The organism is Pyxidicoccus sp. M6, from assembly GCF_055568925.1.
In genome coordinates this window covers 7,246,785-7,265,819 of record NZ_CM145714.1, presented here as the reverse complement: position 1 = coordinate 7,265,819, position 19,035 = coordinate 7,246,785, and the positions used below count along the sequence as shown (strand labels likewise).

Genomic DNA, 19,035 nt, shown 5'->3' with positions numbered 1-19,035 from the left:
CGGGGCTACTGCTCGATGAACTCCGAGAGGGCTCGGATGGTCGGGTGCTTGAAGAGGTGGGTGATGGACAGCTCCTTGTCCACGAGCTCCCGCAGCCGGTTGAAGACGCGGACGACGGACAGGGAGTCGCCACCAATCTGGAAGAAGTTGTCGTCGAGGCTCACCGACTCCACGGCGATGGTCTCCTGCCAGAGCGTGGCGATGGTCCGCTGCAGCTCGGTCCAACGGGCACCGACGGGCTCCCGCGTCGCCACGCGCAGCGTCTCGGGCGCGGGCAGTGCCTTCCGGTCGACCTTGCCGTTCGGCAGCCGCGGAAGGCTGTCCACCAGCACGAGCTCGGACGGGACGGCGAAGCCGGGGAGCTGCTCGACGGCGGCCTCGCGGAGCGCGGCGACCGAACCCGCCTGGGCCCCTTCCACGACGAGATACGCCACGAGCCGCTTGCTCTCCCCCATCTCCTCCCGGACGGCGACGACCGCCTCCCGAACAGAGGGCAGCCCGTTCAGCACGGCTTCGACCTCACCGAGCTCGATGCGGAAGCCGCGGATCTTCACCTGGTCATCGGCGCGCCCCAGGAACTCGAGCGTTCCGTCCGGCAGATGGCGCGCCAGGTCTCCCGTCTTGTAGAGCCGCGCCCCGGGCTCCTGGCTGAACGGGTCGAGGATGAATCGGGCCGCCGTGAGCTCGGGGCGGTCGAGGTACCCGCGCGCCACGCCTGCTCCGCCCACGTGGAGCTCGCCGGGAACACCCACGGGGACGGGACGCAGGTTCGCATCCAGGACGTAGATGCGCGTGTTGGCGATGGGGCGCCCGATGGGAACGATGGCGCGCGGCTGTCCCTTCTCCAGCTTTTGGACGGTGCACCAGACGGTGGCCTCGGTGGGGCCGTACTCGTTGAAGAGGGCGCAGCCGGCGAGGGCCTCATGATGCTGCTCGACCAGCTGGGCCGGACAGGCCTCGCCCGCGACCATGACCGTCCGGAGCGACGAGAGCTCTCCCGGCCGCGCCTGACGCAGGAGGAGACTGTAGACGGACGGGATGCACAGCAGATGCGACACGCGATGCGCGGCAATCAGCCCGCACAGCGCGCCCATGTCCGGCAACCCATCGCCCTCGGGGAGCACCAGCGTTCCGCCCTGCGTCAGCGTCCAGTAGATGCCCGCGACGGAGCTGTCGAACGCGTAGGGCGACAGGAGCAGGAAGCTGGAGACGGGCTCGCGGTAGTACTCCCAGCGGGCGGTGGTGGAGTGCACCACGTTCCGGTGGCTCACCAGCACACCCTTCGGCTTGCCGGTGGAGCCGGAGGTGTAGATGACGTACGCGAGGTCGTCCGCGCTGGCCGACGGCGCGGGGGCGGCCTTGCTCCGCGAGGCGATGTCACTCCAGTCCGCATCCACGCAGAGGACCTGCGTACCCTGGACGGAGAACCGCGAGCGCAGCGAGGCTTGCGTCAGCAGCACCGCGGCCTTCGAGTCCTCGAGCATGGAGGCCAGGCGCTGCTGGGGATACGAGGGGTCCAGCGGCACGTAGGCGCCCCCCGCCTTCAAGACGCCTAGCAGGGCCACCACCAGCTCCGTGGAGCGCTGCAGGCACACGCCGACGAGCTTCCCCGGGCCGATGCCCATCGCGCGCAGATGATGCGCGAGCTGGTTGGCACGCTCGTTCAGCTCGCGGTAGCTGACGCGCTGGCCGGCATGGGCGAGCGCGATGGCCTCGGGAGTGCGTGCGACCTGGGCCTCGAAGAGCAGATGGAGTGTCTGGTCCCGAGGGAACGCGGTCTCCGTCCGGTTCCACTCCACCAGCACCTGCCGCTCTTCGGCCGCGGGCAGCAGGGGGAGCTCCGCGATGGGGCGCTCCGCGTCCTCCACGATGGCTCGGAGCAGTACCTCCAGGTGGCCGCTCATGCGCCGGACCGTGGCCGCATCGAACAGGTCGCTGTTGTACTCCCAGTGGCCGTGGAGCCCGTGGGGCGTCTCCTCCATCACCAGCGTCAGGTCGTACTTCGCGGTGACACTGCCGATCTCCATGGGCGTGAGTGTCAGCCCCGGCAGCGCGAACTCGGGCGCCGGGGTGTTCTGCAGGATGAACATGACCTGGAAGAGCGGGTTGTAGCCGAGGGAGCGCTCGGGCTTGAGCGCGTCCACCAGCTTCTCGAAGGGCAGTGCCTGATGCTCGTACGCGGCCAGGGCGGTGCCGCGCGTGCGCTCCACCAATTCTCCGAAGCGCGGGTTGCCGCTCATGTCTCCGCGCATGACCAGCGTGTTCACGAAGAACCCGATGAGCTGCTCGAGCTCCGGCTGCTCGCGGTTGGCGACCACCGTGCCCACGGGGAGGTCCGTCTGCCCCGTGTAGCGGTGCAGCAGGACCTGGAAGCCCGCCAGCAACGTCATGAAGAGGCTGGCATTCATCCGGCGGCTCAGCGCGGCCAGTCCCTTGCTGAGCTGCTCGTCCAGGGTGAAGTACTCCCTGGCTCCCGAGAATGTCTCCGTCTCCGGCCGCGGGTTGGCGAACGGCAGCGTCAGCAGGGGCGGCAGGTCCTTCAACTGCCGCGTCCAGTACTCGAGCAGTTTCTGGAGGACCTCGTCCTTCAGCCACTGCCGCTGCCACAGCGCGTAGTCGGCGTATTGGATGGAGAGCTCGCCCAGCGGCGACGGCCGGCCCGCGCTGAATTCCTTGTAGAGCGCCGCGAGCTCCCGCTGGAAGACGCCAATCGACCAGCCATCGAGGACGATGTGGTGCACCGTCGTCATCAGCACGCTCTCCCGGGCGCCGAGCTGGAACAGCGTGGTTCGAAGCAGGGCCCCCCGCGTGAGGTCGAACGGACGCCGCGCTTCCGCGTCCATCAGCCGCTGGAGCTCACGGGACTGCTCGGCCTCCGCCACCCCGCTCAGGTCGACGACCTGCAGCCGTGCCGTCGACGTGGCGGAGATGATCTGCACCGGGCCCTCGGCGGAGTCCGCGAACCTCGTGCGCAGGGCCTCATGACGCCGGACGATCTCCTGGATGCACCGCTCCAGGACGGCGACGTCGAGCGTGCCCTCCAGATGCAGCACGGACACCTCGTTGTAGGCCGGGGTGCCGGGCCGAAGCTGCTCGAACAGCCAGAGCCTGTTCTGCGCGAGTGAGACGGGAACGGGCGCGGCCCCGGTGCTCCGGCGCGTGATGCGCGGCGTCTGCGTCTGGAGCGCCTCCTGCTTCAGCGTCTTCAGCACCTGCGCGCGCTTCTCGGGCGGGAGGTTGTGGAGCAGCTCGAGGGTGTCCTTGTTGACAGTCATGGGGCTCGGCTCGTGAGGTTCGTGGCCGGCTCACGTTCGCGAAGCGGCCATCGGGTGTTGGGGAGTGCCTGCGCTACGACCGGTCCTTCTTCCTTCGGTTCAGGTCGAGCGCTCGCTTCTGCTTCCTGATGCGTTCCTGGATGCGCTGCAGGTCGGTGGAGCTGTCGGTGGAGCGCTCCTGGCCGCGGCTCAGGTAGCCCGCGAGGGAGCGGATGGTCGGGTGTTGGAAGAGCTGCACGAGCGGGATGTCCCGCTTCAGCTCTTCCTGGAGCGTGTGATGCACCTGCGCCGCGAGGAGCGAGTGGCCACCGAGCTCGAAGAAGTTGTCGTCGACGCCCACCCGGTCCACGCGGAGCACCGCCTGCCACACGGTGGCGATGGTGTGCTCCAGCGCGCTGCCGGGCAGGACGTACGCGGCTTCGAGCTCCGGGCGGGTGTTGTCGGGAGCGGGGAGGGCGCGCCTGTCGACCTTCCCGTGCGAGGTCAGCGGGAGCGCGTCGAGCGACACGAACGCCGCCGGCACCATGTATGGCGGCAGTGTCTCCGCGACGAAGCGCCGCAGCTCCAGCGTGCTCGTCTTCGAGGAAGGCGTCTTCCAGACGAGGTACGCGACCAGGCGCCTGTCACCGTTCGCCTCGGAGCGGACGGTGGCGGCGGCATCCAGGACCTGCGGGTGCTGACGCAGGGCCGCTTCGATTTCACCCAGCTCGACCCGGAAGCCACGAAGCTTCACCTGGTCGTCGATGCGGCCGAGGAACTCGAGCGTGCCGTCCGGCAGGTAGCGCGCGAGGTCTCCGGTCTTGTACATGCGCGCGCCGGTCTCGGCGCCGAACGGCTCGGGCAGGAATCGCTCCGCGGTCAGCTCCGGGCGACGAAGGTAGCCGCGCGCCACGCCCGCGCCGGCGATGTAGAGCTCGCCGGGCACGCCGATGGGAACGGGGTGCAGGTGCCGGTCCAGGATGTAGAGCCGAGTGTTCGCGATGGGCCGCCCAATGGGCACGCTGCTGGAAGGGAAGGCGAGGTCCGTGACTTCGTGGACGCAGCACCCCACCACCGTCTCCGTCGGGCCGTACTCGTTGATGATCTTCGTGGTGGGCGCATGCTCTCGCCAGAACCCGAGGCTCTCGCGTGAGAGCGCCTCACCGCCGACGACGAAGGCCCGGGTGCGCCCCTCCGCGAGCTCCGCGGGCAGCGAGCTCCGGAGCAGGTCGAGGTGGGCCGGCGTCAGCTTGACCAGGCTGAAGTCACGCTGGACGCAGAGCACGTCCACGAGCGCGGCGAGCTCGTCCTGCTCCCGAAGGAGGACGACCTGCCTTCCCACCAGCAGTGGCGAGAAGAGGCTGGTGATGGTGGCATCGAAGCCGATGGAGGTGACCACCGGGGAGCCATTGCCGCTCCCGACGGCGTAGGCCCGGGTGCACCAGGAGAGATAGTTCACCAGGCCCCGGTGCTCGATGAGCGCTCCCTTGGGCCGCCCCGTCGAGCCGGAGGTGTAGATGGCGTACGCGAGGGCTCCAGGCGTGGCGCGGCCCATCGGGTTGTCCAGCTCGTGCCTCGATATCTCTCCCCAGTCCGAGTCCAGGCAGACGACGTGGGCGTCCACTGCCGGCAGCCGTGGCACGAGCGCGTGCTGTGTGAGCAGGACGGTGACCTTCGAGTCCTCGAACAGCCAGGCCAGACGCTGGGTGGGGTCTGACGGATTGAGGGGGACGTAGGCGCCTCCCGCCTTCAGCACACCGAGCAACGCGACCACCATCTCGATGGAGCGGGGCATGCACACGCAGACGAGCGTCTCCGGGCCGACCCCACGTCGCATCAGGTAATGGGCGAGCTGATTCGCCCGCGCGTTCAGCTCGCGGTAGCTGAGCTCCTGGCCCTCCTGGACCAGCGCGATGGCCTCTGGAGCGCGTTGGACCTGGGCCTCGAACAGCTCGTGCATGCACCGGTCATCGGGGTAGGGCGCGCGGGTGTCGTTCCACTCCACGAGGAGCCGCCGCCGCTCCGTGGCGCTCAGCAGCGGGAGCTCGCCGATGCGCTGACCCGGTTGCTCGACGACGGCCGCGAGCAGGATGCGCAGGTGCTCATCCATGCGCCGCACGGTCGCCGCGTCGAACAGGTCGGTGTTGTACTCCCAGGCGGCCGTCATTGAGTCGGCGCCCTCGGTCAACTTGAGCGTCAGGTCGAACTGGGCCGTGCGCTGCTCCAGCGCCAGCGATGCGAGGGAGAGCTCGCCTAGTTCGGCGGACGCGCCCGGAGCGCCGGTCACCAGGGACGCAATCGACTGGTGCCGGTGCGGCTTCTCCAGCACGAACATCGTCTGGAAGAGCGGGGAGTGGCTCGAGTCGCGTCCCGGCTGGAGCCGCTCCACCAGCAGGGCCAGGGGATAGTCCTGGTGGGCCAGCGCCCCAAGGACGGTCTGCCTCACCTGCCGCAGGAAGTCCTCGAACGTGGGGTTGCCTCCCAGGCGCGCGCGGAGCGCCACTTGATTCACGAGGTAGCCCACGGTGCCCGCGAGCTCCGAGCGGGTCCGCCCCGTCACCGAGCCGCCGACGACCAGGTCCTCCTGCCCCGAGTAGCGATGGAGGAGCACTTGATACGCCGCGAGCAACAGCATGTACGGCGTGACTCCACGCGAGGCGGCGAGCTTCCTCACGCTGGCGACCAGGCCATCATCCCACCGCGAGACGTGCACGGCGCCCCGGTCGCTCTGGACCGGCGGTCGCGGTCTGTCGGTCGGGAGCGTGAGGACCGGGCGGCTCCCGGCCAGTTGCTCCTTCCAGTAGCTCCAGAGGGACTCGCCTACGGGCCCCGCGAGCAGCTCCGCCTGCCAGGCCGAGTAATCGGTCGGCTGCGAGCCGGGCGGGGGCAGCGTGATGGGGCGTCGTGCCCTGGCCTCGGTGTACACGGTGGAGAGCTCGTCCAGGAGGACGACCAGGGACCAGAAGTCGACCACGAGGTGGTGCGCGGTCAGCACCAGGACGTGCTCTCGCGCTCCCCGCTGGAACAGTCGGGTCCGGAGGAGCGGCGCCGCCCGGAGGTCGAAGGGACGGTGGGTGCATTCCAGCAGCGCTTCGTCGATCTCCTCCTGGCTCCATCGGGTGGCGTCGATGTGCTCGAAGTCCAGCGCGGGCTCCTCGTGCACGCGCTGCACGGGCTGGCCCGTAACGGTCTCGAAGGAGGTGCGGAGCGCGGTGTGTCGCTCGGTCAGGACTCGGAGCGCCGTCAGCAAGGCCTCCACGTCCAGCTCCGAGACGATGCGCACCGCGAAGGACACGTTGTAGGCCGCGCTCTTCGGAGCCATCTGGTGGAGGAACCAGAGCGCCTGCTGACCGCGCGACAGCGGGTGCGTGGCCTCCCGCGCCGCCGGCCGTGCGAGTGACGCCGGAGCGCGGTCCGGTGCTTCGGCCAAGAGCGACAGGAGCTGCTCGGCGAGCTGCTCCACGTTGCTGTCCTGCAGGAAGAGCACCAGCGAGACGCTCACGCCGAGCTCCACCTCGAGCTGGTGCTGGAGCTCCGTGGCCGCCAGGGAGTCCATCCCGAGCTGGAGGAGAGTACGCGCCGGCTCCACCCGCGAGGTGGACATCCTCAACACCCGCGCGACGAGGTGCCGCAGGTGTCCGGTCAGCCGTGTCCGTTGCTCATCGCGCGACAGCGAGAGGAGCTCGTCCCGTGTCAGTGACGGGAGCAGCTCCGCCTCGTGTTCCGTCTCGGGGGCCAGGATGTCGCCACCGACAGCTTCGAGCGTCCCCGCGAGGAACCGCGCCCGGCAGGCGCCGCGCTGAATCTTGCCGCTCGACGTCTTCGGAAGCTGCCCGGGCCGGAGGAGGACCACCGCGTGCGCCTGCAGCTCGTGGTGCTCCGCGATGGCAGCGCGCACGGCCCCGATGACTTCGTCGAGGTTCGCCTTGCGCAGGGCCACCCGCTCGACTTCGTGCACGACGACCAGCCGCTCGGCGCCGTCCAACTCGATGGAGAACGCCGCGCCTCCATCGGGGCGCAGCGCCGGATGACTCCGCGCGACAGTGAGCTCGATGTCCTGCGGGTAGTGATTGCGCCCGCGGATGATGAGCAGGTCCTTCAGGCGGCCCGTGACGAAGAGCTCCTCCCCTCGGAGGAAGCCCAGGTCACCGGTCCGCAGGAACGGTCCCTCTCCCGTATCCGCGAGGCGGGCCTGGAAGGTCTCCTCGCTCTTTTCGGCCTGCCGCCAGTAGCCCATGGCGATGCTGCCGCCCGACACCCAGACCTCACCCACCTGGCCAGGCTCGCAGCGGGTCCGCGACTCCGGCTCCACGATGACCACTGTCGTCCCGTGATGAGCCCGCCCGGAGCCGACCAGGGACAGCGTCCTGTCTCCAGACGCGGAGGGCTCCGCTACGCGATGCTGCTCCAGGAGCTGCGCGTCGACGTCACAGAAGACGGGAGGTGCGTCGACGAGCCCTCCGGTGACCATGAGGGTGGCTTCCGCCAGGCCGTAGCAGGGATAGAAGAACCGGGGCCGGAAGCCATGTGGAACGAACTCGGAGGCGAACTCCTCCAGGGTGGTGCGGCGGATGGGCTCCGCGCCGTTGTAGGCCATCGTCCAACAGCTCAGGTCGAGCCCCGCGCGCTGCTCGGGAGTCGTCCTCCGAACGCAGTGCTCGTACGCGAAGTTCGGTCCACCGGAGTGGGTCGCCCGGTAGTCCGAGATGGCCTTCAGCCAGCGGATGGGCTGCTGCAGGAACGACGTGGGCGACATCAAGTACGCGGAGAACCCCGCGTAGACGGGCTGGAGGATTCCGTCGATGAGGCCCATGTCGTGGAAGCTGGGGAGCCACGTCACCGACACGTCCTCCGGCCCGAGCCCGAAGGCACGCCGGATCTGCCCCGAGTTGTGGAGCAGGTTCGCATGGCTGACCATGACGCCCTTCGGCGTCGACGTGGAGCCCGAGGTGTACTGCAGGAAGGCCAGCATGCTCCCCGTCAGGGAGGGCTTCCTCCAGGACGGAGCCAGCTCGACGTCGACCTCGTCGGTGGCCAGCAACCGGAGCCGATGGAAGTCGGGCTGCTCCGCGAAGTGCGCGCGGATGCCTTGCTCCAGGGATGCGAGGGTGAGGACCGCGGTGGGCTCGGCGTCGAGGAGGATGGCCTGGAGCCGCTGGACCTTCTGGTTCCGCCTCGGCGGATACGCGGGCACCGGCACGACACCCGCGTACAGGCACCCGAAGAACGCGGCGATGAAGTCCAGCCCAGATGGGTAGAGCAGGAGCGCGCGATCTCCGACGTGACTCGTGGCCTGCAGCGATGCCGCGATTGCGCGCGCCTTCCGGTCGAGCTGCGCATTCGTCAGCGACGCGGCCTGCGCCGTGTCGTCGCCCAGGAAGGTGAACGCGAGCCTGTCGAGCTGCTGCTCCGCCCTGTGCACCAGCACGTCCACGAACGTTCGGAGCTCCGCTCCTGCTTGCGAGTCACTTGTCGCCATCGAGCTTCCTCAGGACTTCGGCGAGTCGGTCCTCGCCCACGCGGCTGATGAGCGCTTCGTCGATGGCCGACGACATCCTCCGGAGCGTGGGGTGCGCGTAGAGGCTCTTCGTGGACAGATTGACTCCGAAGCTCCTGTTGACCCGTGAGATGAGCTGCGTGCCAATCAGCGAGTCGCCACCGAGCTCGAAGAAGTCGTCGGTTGCTCCGATGCCTTCGATGCCGAGCAGCTCCTGCCAGAGGTCGGAGAGGGACTCCTCGGTCTCTCCTCGGGGCTGCTCGTAGGCATTGCCCAGCTTCGGTCGCGCATGCCTCGACACGGCCAGCCGCGTCTCGCCCAGCGCCTCCATGTAGAGCTGCGAGAGGTCGCGCCCGCGGGTCTTCAGCACCTGCAGGTAGTCGGAGGTCGACACGAGGACGTGCGGGAGCCGGCACTCCAGGACGCGGCGGAAGACCTCGACACCCTCCTGGGGAAGGATGCCTCGCTGGTTGAAGTCCTCCTCCTTCAACTTCTGGAGCGCCAGCGGCGTTCGCGCGTCGTAGGCCATGCCCTCGCCGCGCCACACGTCCCAGCTGAGGCACGCCACGTGGCGATGCCGGCGGGCCATGCGGCTGTGGACGAACGCATCGAGGAAGTTGTTCGCCGCCGAGTAGGCGACCTGCCCGAAGCCGGGCTCGATGGCCGAGAGCGAGGAGAAGAGGAGGAAGAAGTCGAGCGGCGCGTCCGCGAAGAGGTCGTGGAGGACGAGCGTCCCGAGCACCTTCGGCGCGAGCACCCGCGACAATTCCTCGGAGGACTTCTGCTGGATGGCGCCATCGCCGAGGACGCCCGCCGAGTGGATGACCCCATGAATCGCGCCGAAGCGCTCGGTGGCGAGGGCGACCGCGGCACGCATCTGCTCGGGGTTGGCGACGTCCGCGCTCAGGACCAGGACCTCGGAGCCCAGCGCCTCCAGCTCACGAAGCGTCCGGATGGTTCGACTCGTTGGGTCATCCGTGGGATGCGCGCGCAGCCATGCGTCCCACTCTCGCGGCTCCGGGAAGGGGGAGCGCCGGGTCAGGATGAGCCGGGCCTGAACGGTCCTCGCCAGGTACTCGGCCAGGGTGAGGCCCACCTTTCCCAGGCCTCCGGTGAGCAGGTAGACGCCGCGCTCCCTCAGCCGCTCCGAGCGCTCGGGAGGAGGCGCCAGCGGAGCCGGCTCGACGGTTCGCACCCAGCGGTGCGGGCCCCGGTAAGCGACGATGGAGTCGGACGCCTCGGACTGAATCTCCTCCAAGAGCTGCGCCACCACCTCCGCGTCTTCGAGGTGCCCCCGGGCTGGCAGCACGAAGTCCACGCTGGTGCACTGGATGTTCGGATACTCCAGCGGGATGACCTTGCAGGGAGCGAGGAGCAGGGCCTTCTCGGGAGCGACCTCGTCGCCATGGACCTCCTGCACGTCGTTGGACACGACCCAGAGCCGGAGGGAGTCCGTGATGCCCCGCGCGCCCAGCGCCTTCACCAGGAGGAGCAGGCCGTCGAGCCCGAGCTCCCGCGCCCTTTCGAGAGAGGGAAGGCCAGGGCCGGTGTCCGTGCCACGAGACACGCTCCACAGGTGGACGATTCTCCCCGGTGACGTGCCCTGGTCCCGCAAGGCACCAAGCAGCGTGTCGTAATCGCCCGGCTCCTTCGCGTTGATGGAGAATCGGCCTGGCCCGTCCTGGTGGAAGCCATCGCCGGCCCTCACCGTGATGACGGAGTGCCCCTGTTGGACGAGCCGCTCCGCCAGCGCGGCGCCCAGCCCGACGTCATCGACAAAGAGCAACCAGGCTTCCGGCGTGGTCCCAGCGCGAGCCGCGAGCCCAGCGCGGGGCGAGCGCTTCCAGGAGGGAACGTAGAACCAGTCGCCGACGTCCGCCTTCTTCGTCAGCCCGGAAGGGGGACGGTGCCCCGGGTCAGCCGCCGGAGTCGGCGAGGCGGTGAAGGCCGACGCCACCGCCCCACCCGGGTTCGAGGCCTGGGCGATGAGGGCGTGCTGCCCGAGGACATCGACGTCGGGAGCCGACGCCGCGCGGGCGAACCCGCTGGCTTCGAGCACCGCGCGCCACCGCTCGGGGGACAGGAAGGGATTGCCCTGGTCGCGCTCCGGGTCCTCGACCGGGTTCATCATCAGGCTGTAGGTGATGGCGAAGTCCGGGGTGGGCTGCGTCAGCTCGCCAATCAGCAACAGGCCTCCCGGGGCGAGCAGGGAGCGCACGTGCGAGAGCGTGGCGGGAAGGTTCCGCGTCGCGTGGAGCACGTTGACGGCGACGATGACGTCGAACGCCCCCAGCTGGAGCCCCTGCTCGGCGGGAGGCCGCTCGATGTCCAGGGCGGCGTACCTCACGAAGGGGTGAGCGCCGAACTTCCGCTTCGCCTGGGTCAGGAAGAGCGGCGCCACGTCCGTGAACGTGTACTCGGTTCGCTCAGCCGGCAGGATGGGGAGGAGCTCGCTCGTGGCGATGCCCGTGCCGCCGCCGATCTCGAGCACCCGGAGCTTCGTCGTGGAGGGAAGCTGCTGGACGAGTCGCTCCACGCCTCGGCGCAGGATGGTCCGGTAGTAGGTCCGCAGCCCGAACTCGGTCTGCGCCTTCTCGGCCGAGCCCTCCAGGATGGAGGCGAAGAGCTCCGTCGGCGACTGCTCGCCGCGCAGGACGTCCTTCAGCGCATCGCCGCAGCGCCGGATGAGCTCCACCACCTGCGGCGTGCGCGCCCACCGGGCTTCGGCCCTTCGCACCAGCGATTCGACGGACTCCGGCGAGCAGGGGCGCAGCGCCCGATAGCGCCCCGCCGCGTCCTGTTCGAGGTGGCCGGCCTCCACGAGCTGTCGCAGCCACCGTGAGAAGAGCTGCTCGTAGCGGGGGATGACGCGGCACTGCTCGAGGAGCGCCTCGCGCGTGCAGGCCTCGCCCACCCGGGGGAAGGCCCCCAGGGCGCGCAGCGTCAGGTTCATGTACGCGGTGCAGGCCTCGTCGAGGCTGCTCTTGTCGAGCCGGTGCGCCTCGGCGTCGAACCCGGCGAGCTCGGCCTCGGCCTGTGTCCGGGCCGCGTCCAGCAGTCCGCGCCAGAGCTCGTCAACGCGAGGGCCCTGCTGCCGCTGGACCTCGGTGGTTTCACGCCCGGCCGGGTCAATCCAGTAGCGCTGGCGCTCGAAGGGGTACGTCGGCAGGGGAACGCGGTGAGGACGCCGCTCTCCATGTACCTTCGGCCAGTCCACGGCGAGCCCCGCCAGCCAGAGCTGACCCAGCGCCTTGAGGACGGACGTGACGTCAGACACGGAGTCCCGCGGATGGGGAAGGGTGGAGAGCACGACCTGCGTCGGGTCTCTGCCCGGCTGCCGCCTCGCGAGCTGGCCCAACGTCCGGCCCGGGCCGACTTCGAGGAGCACCAGCTGCCCGTCCTTCACGAGCACGCCGAGCCCATCCGAGAAGCGCACCGTCTGCCGTAGGTGACGCACCCAGTAGCCGGGGTCGGTCGCCTCGGAGGCCGTCAGCCACGTGCCCGTGACGTTCGAGAGGATGGGCGTCCGGGGCGCGCGGAGCTGCACGCGCCGCAGATGCTCCGCGAAGGGAGCCAGGACGGGCTCCATCATCTCCGAGTGGAAGGCGTGGGACGTCTCCAGGTAGCTGCCGCTGATACCTCGCGCGCCGAGCTCCTGGTGGAGCGCCTCGATGGCGTCGGGAGGACCGGAGACCACGCACGAGCCCGGCGCGTTGACGGCGGCCAGGGAGAGGTGTGGCCCGAGGAGCGGCGCCAGCTCCTGCTCGGCGAGGGGAACGGCGAGCATGGCGCCGGGAGGCAGGGCCTGCATGAGCCGGCCGCGTGCGACCACCACCGCGAGCGCATCCTCCAGGGAGAAGACGCCCGCGAGCGTCGCGGCGACGTACTCACCGAGGCTGTGACCGATGGCGGCGTCCATCCGGATGCCCCAGGCCATCCACATCCGGGCGAGGGCGTACTCGACCACGAAGAGCGCGGGCTGGGCGTACTCCGTGCGCTTCAGGCGCTCGGACGCGCTCTCACGCTGCGCGTCCTCCGCGTGGATGAGCGCGCGGAGGTCGAGCCCGTGACGGGTGCGGAGGAGCTCGAAGCAGGCATCGGCGTGCTCGCGGAAGGTGGGCTCGTTCTGATGGAGCTCGCGCGCCATGCCGACGTACTGCGTGCCCTGACCGCTGAAGAGGAACGCGACGCCACGCGCGGCTGACTCTGAATCCCGGGTGGAGACTCGCCGCGCATCGCGGCCGTTCAGCGCGGAGACCGCCTCCTCGCGGCTCCCGCACACGAGCGCCCGGCGATGCGCGAACGGCTTGCGCCCGACCTGGAGCGTGTGGGCCACATCGGCCAGCTCCAGCTCCGGGTGCGTCTCGAGGTGATGGACGAGGTTCGCGGTCGCGACCTCCAGGGCCTCGTGCGTCTTCGCGGAGAGCACGAGGAGGCGCGGCCCCGCGGCGGGCTTCGTCCGCCGTGCCCTGGGCGCCTCCTCGAGGATGACGTGGGCGTTCGTTCCGCCCAATCCGAAGGAGCTGACGCCAGCCCTCCTGGGGAACCCGTCGGTCTTCCACTCGGAGAGCGAGGTGTTGACGAAGAAGGGAGTGCTGGGGAAGTCAATCTGCGGGTTGGGCGTCTGGAAGTGCAGGCTCGGAGGGAGCTGCCCGTACTGGAGGGCGAGGGTGGTCTTGATGAGGCCGGTGACGCCCGCCGCGGCGTCGAGGTGGCCGACATTGGTCTTCACGGAGCCGAGGGCGCAGAAGGACGTGGCCTCGGTGCTGGCGCGGAAGGCCTGGGTCAGAGCGGCGACCTCGATGGGGTCCCCCACAATGGTGCCGGTGCCGTGGGCCTCGACGTAGGTGATGGTCTCCGCGTCGACTCCAGCCGCTGCGTGGGCCTCCATGATGGCGGCGGCCTGTCCCTCGATGCTCGGCGCCGTGTAGCCGGCCTTCGCCGCGCCGTCGTTGTTGATGACCGCGGACTTGATGACGGCGTAGATGCTGTCGCCGTCCGCGAGCGCATCCTCCAGTCGCTTGAGGACGACGACGCCCGCGCCGTTGCCGATGACAGTGCCCTGGGCCCGGGCATCGAAGGCGCGGCAATGCCCGTCCGGGGAGAAGATGCTGCCGGGCTGATGCAGGTAGCCCGCCTGGGGAACGGTGATGGAGACGCCGCCTGCCAACGCCAGGTCACACTGGTACGTCAGGAGCGCCTGGTGGGCCACGGCCGTCGCCACCAGTGAGGTGGAGCAGCCCGTCTGGATGGTGAGGCTGGGGCCCTTGAGGTTCAGCTTGAAGGAGACCCGCGTCGCCAGGTTGTCCTTGTCGTTGCCCAGCAGGACCTGGTGCCCGCTCTCCGAGCCCAGCAGGTACGGGTGGGTCGCGAGGTTGAACAGCAGGTAGCTCGGCCACCCAGCGCCGGCGTACACGCCGATGGTGCCCGGATGGGCCTCCGGGTTGTAGCCAGCGTGCTCCAGGGCCGTCCACGCCACCTCCAGGAAGACCCGTTGCTGAGGATCCGTGAGCTCGGCTTCACGAGGGCTGAACCCGAAGAACGACGCGTCGAAGAGCTCCGCGCCGGCCAGGACGCCCTTGGCCTTGACGTAGTGGGGGTCCTCCAGCAACGCGGGCGCGATTCCTCGCGCCCGCAGCTCCTCGTCCGAGAAGAACGTGAGCGTCTCGTTTCCCGCCTTCAGCGCGCGCCAGAACGCGTCGATGTCCGTGCAGCCAGGGAAGCGGCCGGCCATGCCAACGATGGCGACAGCGGACCCGGCGTCGCTGGAGGGGTCGAGAGAATCCACGGACGGGAACTCCTTGGGAGGGAAGCTCGGAGAGGAACGCGCTCAGAAGTTCAGGAAGCTCAGGCTCGAGAAGATCTTCCGCTTGGGGTCCGTGTAGGCATTCCGGCCGTGCAGGTACCGGGAGTTGTCGATGAATGCCAAATCTCCGGGGTGCCAGGAGATGGCCTCCTCCAGCTCCTTCATGGCCTCCAGAATCTCGGAGACGACGGTGTCTGAGATGGGCGAGCCATCATCAAATGACATCAACTCTCCGAGTGTATTTTTGCGCTCGGAGAGGAGGCTGTTCGCGAAGGCATCCTGCCCGCCATAGCGTGTCTTCACTACGGCAGGGCAGACATATTCCAGGTAGATGGAATTGTCCGGGCTTACGTAATACGAGACACCGGGAAGCCTATCGAGGGTGCTCTGGACGTCGGCGAGCGAGGCTCCTTCGCCCATGAAGCGCTGCCACTTGTCGATGGAATAGCGCTGGAAGAAACGAAGCTTCTTGCGGCGGAAGAGCTGCTTCAGCTCGGGGCTGAGCTTCTCCCAGAGCCGGACGCCATCCCACGCGAGCGTCTCGCCTCCCTCGGCGGCGGGGACGCTGCAACAGAACCAGAGCGCGTCGGGGCGGAAGGGGGAGTTGGCCTGCTCGGCGTGCGGCTCCACATAGCCCATGCCCTCGGTCACCAGCTGCACGTAGCCGTCGCTCCCCGGCACGACGGGACGCAGCCGGTCCCGGTTGAAGTGGGTGCTGAACCGCCCAGCGAAGTCATGCATGACCTGCGGGCTGGTCGTGAATCCGCGGAAGATGACCAGGCCAGCGGACTTGAACAGCTCGATGACCTCGTCGGCCGGGAGCTGAAGGATGTCATCGTGACCGTTTCGGTACACCAGCCGCCCGCTGCCGGTTCCAAATGGTTCGCTTCGGAGCGTCATTCGAGGCCTCCATGGGGCCCGAGCCCCACGCAGGAATGCCGGCAGGGATTGGGGCCTGGTGTAAATTTTCCATAAACATATCCATAGTGGAAAACCACCATGAACAAGTAATTCAAGCAAATCTAGATGTTGGTGCAGACATTGCTGGATGTCAACACGGTTGACCCTTCAATTCATTGCTGGTTAGGTAATGACAGGACGGTGTGTGACGAGCCGTAACGCAACGCAACGCGACTGGCATTCGGAAGTATTTCAGGAGCCTCCCGTGCGAATCTGTCTCATCGCGCTTCCTTGGTCCCTCCACAGGCACCCGTCCTCCGCCATCGGTGCGCTCTCGGCCTATTTGCGGCAACAGGAACCGGCGATGACGGTGGAGTGCCGCTCCGCCTACCTCGACGTGGCGAACGCCATCGGACTTGTCTGCTACGACCGCATCTCCCAGAACTCGTACGAGGTGGGGGAGATGCTGTACACTCCGTGCCTCTTCCCGGAGCAGAAGGCCCGGGTCCGTGACTTCTTCGTTTCACGGATGGAGGGGATGGGGATTCCGCTCGAAGGGCCGGACAGCATCCTATCCCCCTCCATCTTCGGCGAGAAGCCCACCTGGGCGAGCGCCTTCGACACGCTCTCCGAGCGGCTGGAGGCCCACCTGAATCAGGTCGCGGACGAGCTGGCGGGGCGCTACGACGTGGTGGGTCTGACGACCTGCTTCGGGCAGCTCTTCGCCAACCTCGCGCTCTGCCAGCGCATCAAGGCGCGCTCTCCGGAGACGAAGACCCTGCTGGGCGGCTCGACCATCTCCAATCAGGTCGGGCCCTCGCTTCTGAAGGAGTTCGGCTTCCTCGACTACGTCATCCAGGGCGAGGGAGAGCAGCCGCTGCTCGCACTCCTCCGGCAGCTCCGGGAGGGGCAGACGGAGATGCGGGGCATCAAGGGCATCATCTCCCGGGCCACGGCGGCCGAGCTGTCCGGGGGCGCGCCGCTCTGGGAGGTCCCCAACATCAACGCCCTTCCGCTGCCGGACTACGACGAGTATGCGGCGAGGGCGGAGCAGGGGAACCTGCTGTGGTTCCTCACCATCGAGGGCTCCCGCGGCTGCTGGTGGGACCGCGCCAAGCGCACCGGGAATCCCAAGGCCACCTGCTACTTCTGCAACCTCAACGTGCAGTGGAACGGCTACCGCGAGAAGAGCGCGGAGCGGGTGGTCTCCGACATCCTCGCGCTCAACGCGCGCTACCACACCAACGTCCTCTTCTTCCTCGACAACATCATCCGCGCCAAGGGCCTCGAGGAGTTCGCCGACCGGGTCATCGACACCGGCAAGGACTTCGTCATCTTCTACGAGATGCGCGCCAACGTCCGTCCCCATGAGCTCCTGCGGCTCTGGGAGGCGGGGGTGCGCTACGTCCAGTTCGGCATCGAGGGCCTCTCCAACGCGTACCTGAAGCGGATTGGCAAGGGCACCTCGGTCATCGCCAACCTCCAGGCGATGAAGGTCTGCCATGAGCTCGGCATCCTCAACAGCGCCAATCTCCTGACCCACTTCCCCGGGGCCCAGCCGGAGGAGGTGGCGGAGACGTGCCAGACCATCCTCGACTACGCGATGATCTACACCCCGCTCAATCCGAACCGCTTCTGGCTGGGGCGCGGCGCCACCATCGACGTCTTGAGCAGGGAATATGGCCTGCGGAACATCCGCAACGCCGACTTCTACCGCGTCGGCCTGCCGGAGGAGGTGTATCAGCGCATCTCGCTGCTCGACCTCTCGTACGACAGTCCCAATCCGCCCGTGGATTGGAGCAGCGTCTACAGCGCCTGCCAGACGTGGGGCAGGTCCTACGCGACCGCGAAGGAGACGCAGTACCGGCACCTGCTGACCTACCTCGACAGCGGCGACGCGATGCGCCTCTACGACACCCGGGGTGGGACGCTGAACAACATCGTGCTGCGCGGGCTCGAGCGCGACCTCTACATGTATTGCATGGAGATCCAGCGCTGGGAGGACCTCCGCGAGGAGTTCATCGACAGCGGGCGCGCGAGCCCGGACGAGGTCTCCGCGCTCCTGGAGCGCTTCGTCCAGCAGCGCCTCCTCTACCGCGAGGGAACGCGCCTGGAGGGCAGCCGCTTCCTGTCGCTGGCCCCCGCGTACACCCCGGAGATGGCGACCCGCCGCATCCGCCGGACCCACGAGGCGGCGGAGCAGCGCCGCAAGCAGGCTTCCGCCCCCCGGCTGGAGCAGTCGCTCGCCCTCGCCGAGAGCGCCTAGCCTCTACGTGGTGTTGCTGATTGTCGCACTCTCAGGAGACACGTCCATGGACGCAGTGAAGTCCTATTCTGATTTCGAAAAAGAAGTCGATCCACACGTCGAGGCGCGGACGGAGCCGCTCGTCATCCAGTTCGGCTTCCCGGGCAGCGGCTCCACCTTCGTGTGGCAGGTGCTCAACTCGATTTTCGGCAATGTGAAGAAGACACACAAATGTCCCAGGTATCGAGAAGATGACCGGTTGGTCGTCACGGTCAGGGACTTTCGAGACATTTTGTGTACGTACTTCAAGCGCGCCAATCTGCCAGTGACCAAGGCGAGCATCGACTTCCTGGTCAAGGAGCACGCGGAGGACAACTCCTCGTTCAATGACTTGTACAGGGTCAGCGAGACCTGGCAGGGCAGGGAGAACGTGCTCTGGCTGAGGTACGAAGACTTCTTCAACAACTACGACTACCTGTTCGGGCAGATCGAGAAGTTCTTCGGCATTGAGCTCACGCCGGAGCAGAAGGAGCGGGCTCGGAAGGATTACTCGCTCGAGGCCAACAAGGCGCGATCCGAGCGGGTCGCGGTGGTCTGCCGGCAGGACGGCGGCGCCGGGTGGATTGACGACAACTGGCAGGCCTACACGATTGACGGCATCAACGGGCTCCATGTCACGGGAGACGGCTCGGTGGGCAAGTGGCGCCGAATCATCCCGCCGGAGTGGCATGGTTATGTGAATGAGCTTCTCGCGGAGCCGCTGAAGCGATACGGATACCTGGTCGAGTCGTAGCCCGGAGTCGTGTGCACGCCATGAAGCTATCCGCTCGCTGTGAAGAGATTCTGGCCTCGATCAACAACTCGGATTTGACCGTCGACGAGCGGGCCGTCCTGGCTCGGGCGATCCAGAAGAGCGTGGCGCGGGCGGGCCTGCTTCTCGGTCATCTCTCGTTCGGAGTCCGGGACATCTCACGCTCCATTGCGTTCTACGACGCGGCCCTGGAGCCGCTTGGCTACACGCGGGTGTGGAGCAGCGAGCGCTCCGCGGGCTATGGCCCGCGCGGCGAGGGCGATGTCCTGGCGTTGTTCCTACGGCCGGAGGCCACGGCGCCCGGGCCCGGATTCCACCTCGCCTTCAACGCCCCGAGCCGGGAGGCGGTGGACCGGTTCCATGCCGCGTGCCTGAAGGCCGGCGGCAAGGATGAGGGGCCGCCCGGCCTGCGTCCGCAGTACAGCGCCTCGTACTACGCCTGCTTCGTCATCGATCCTGACGGGCACAAGCTCGAAGCGGTCCATCAGCTCGGGTGAGCTGGCGCTCGGGCACCTCATACCT

At 68.2% G+C, this 19,035-nt stretch carries 7 protein-coding genes; 3 read left to right on the top strand and 4 right to left on the bottom strand.

Annotated elements, in window-relative coordinates; all coding sequences use genetic code 11:
* Positions 1-5 precede the first annotated feature (5 nt).
* From ACVTJA_RS28545 to ACVTJA_RS28530, 4 genes are all read right to left on the bottom strand, one after another.
* The gene (locus ACVTJA_RS28545) at positions 6-3,275 is read right to left on the bottom strand and encodes a non-ribosomal peptide synthetase (protein WP_465824310.1); all 3,270 of its coding nucleotides are present in this window, start codon (positions 3,273-3,275) and stop codon (positions 6-8) included.
* Between the two features lie 73 nt (positions 3,276-3,348).
* Complete coding sequence (locus tag ACVTJA_RS28540; protein WP_465824308.1) at positions 3,349-8,733, bottom strand: amino acid adenylation domain-containing protein; 5,385 nt, start codon at positions 8,731-8,733, stop codon at positions 3,349-3,351.
* Positions 8,720-14,539 (bottom strand): type I polyketide synthase, encoded by a 5,820-nt coding sequence (locus tag ACVTJA_RS28535; protein WP_465824307.1) that lies wholly within the window; start codon positions 14,537-14,539, stop codon positions 8,720-8,722. Before ACVTJA_RS28535 ends, ACVTJA_RS28540 begins: the two co-directional genes overlap by 14 nt.
* 42 nt (positions 14,540-14,581) lie before the next feature.
* Positions 14,582-15,457: a TauD/TfdA dioxygenase family protein gene (locus ACVTJA_RS28530; protein ID WP_465824305.1), complete on the bottom strand. Its 876-nt coding sequence runs from the start codon at positions 15,455-15,457 to the stop codon at positions 14,582-14,584.
* A gap of 205 nt (positions 15,458-15,662) precedes the next feature.
* Here ACVTJA_RS28530 and ACVTJA_RS28525 point away from each other — a divergent pair, with 205 nt between their 5' ends.
* From ACVTJA_RS28525 to ACVTJA_RS28515, 3 genes are read left to right on the top strand one after another with little or no spacing between them, the layout of a single operon-like run.
* A complete protein-coding gene (locus ACVTJA_RS28525; RefSeq protein WP_465824303.1) occupies positions 15,663-17,723 on the top strand; it encodes a RiPP maturation radical SAM C-methyltransferase in 2,061 nt (686 codons plus the stop codon).
* 46 nt (positions 17,724-17,769) lie between these two features.
* The gene (locus ACVTJA_RS28520) at positions 17,770-18,495 is read left to right on the top strand and encodes a sulfotransferase domain-containing protein (protein ID WP_465824301.1); all 726 of its coding nucleotides are present in this window, start codon (positions 17,770-17,772) and stop codon (positions 18,493-18,495) included.
* Positions 18,496-18,515: 20 nt separating this feature from the next.
* The gene (locus tag ACVTJA_RS28515; protein ID WP_465824299.1) at positions 18,516-19,010 is read left to right on the top strand and encodes a VOC family protein; all 495 of its coding nucleotides are present in this window, start codon (positions 18,516-18,518) and stop codon (positions 19,008-19,010) included.
* Positions 19,011-19,035 lie beyond the last annotated feature (25 nt).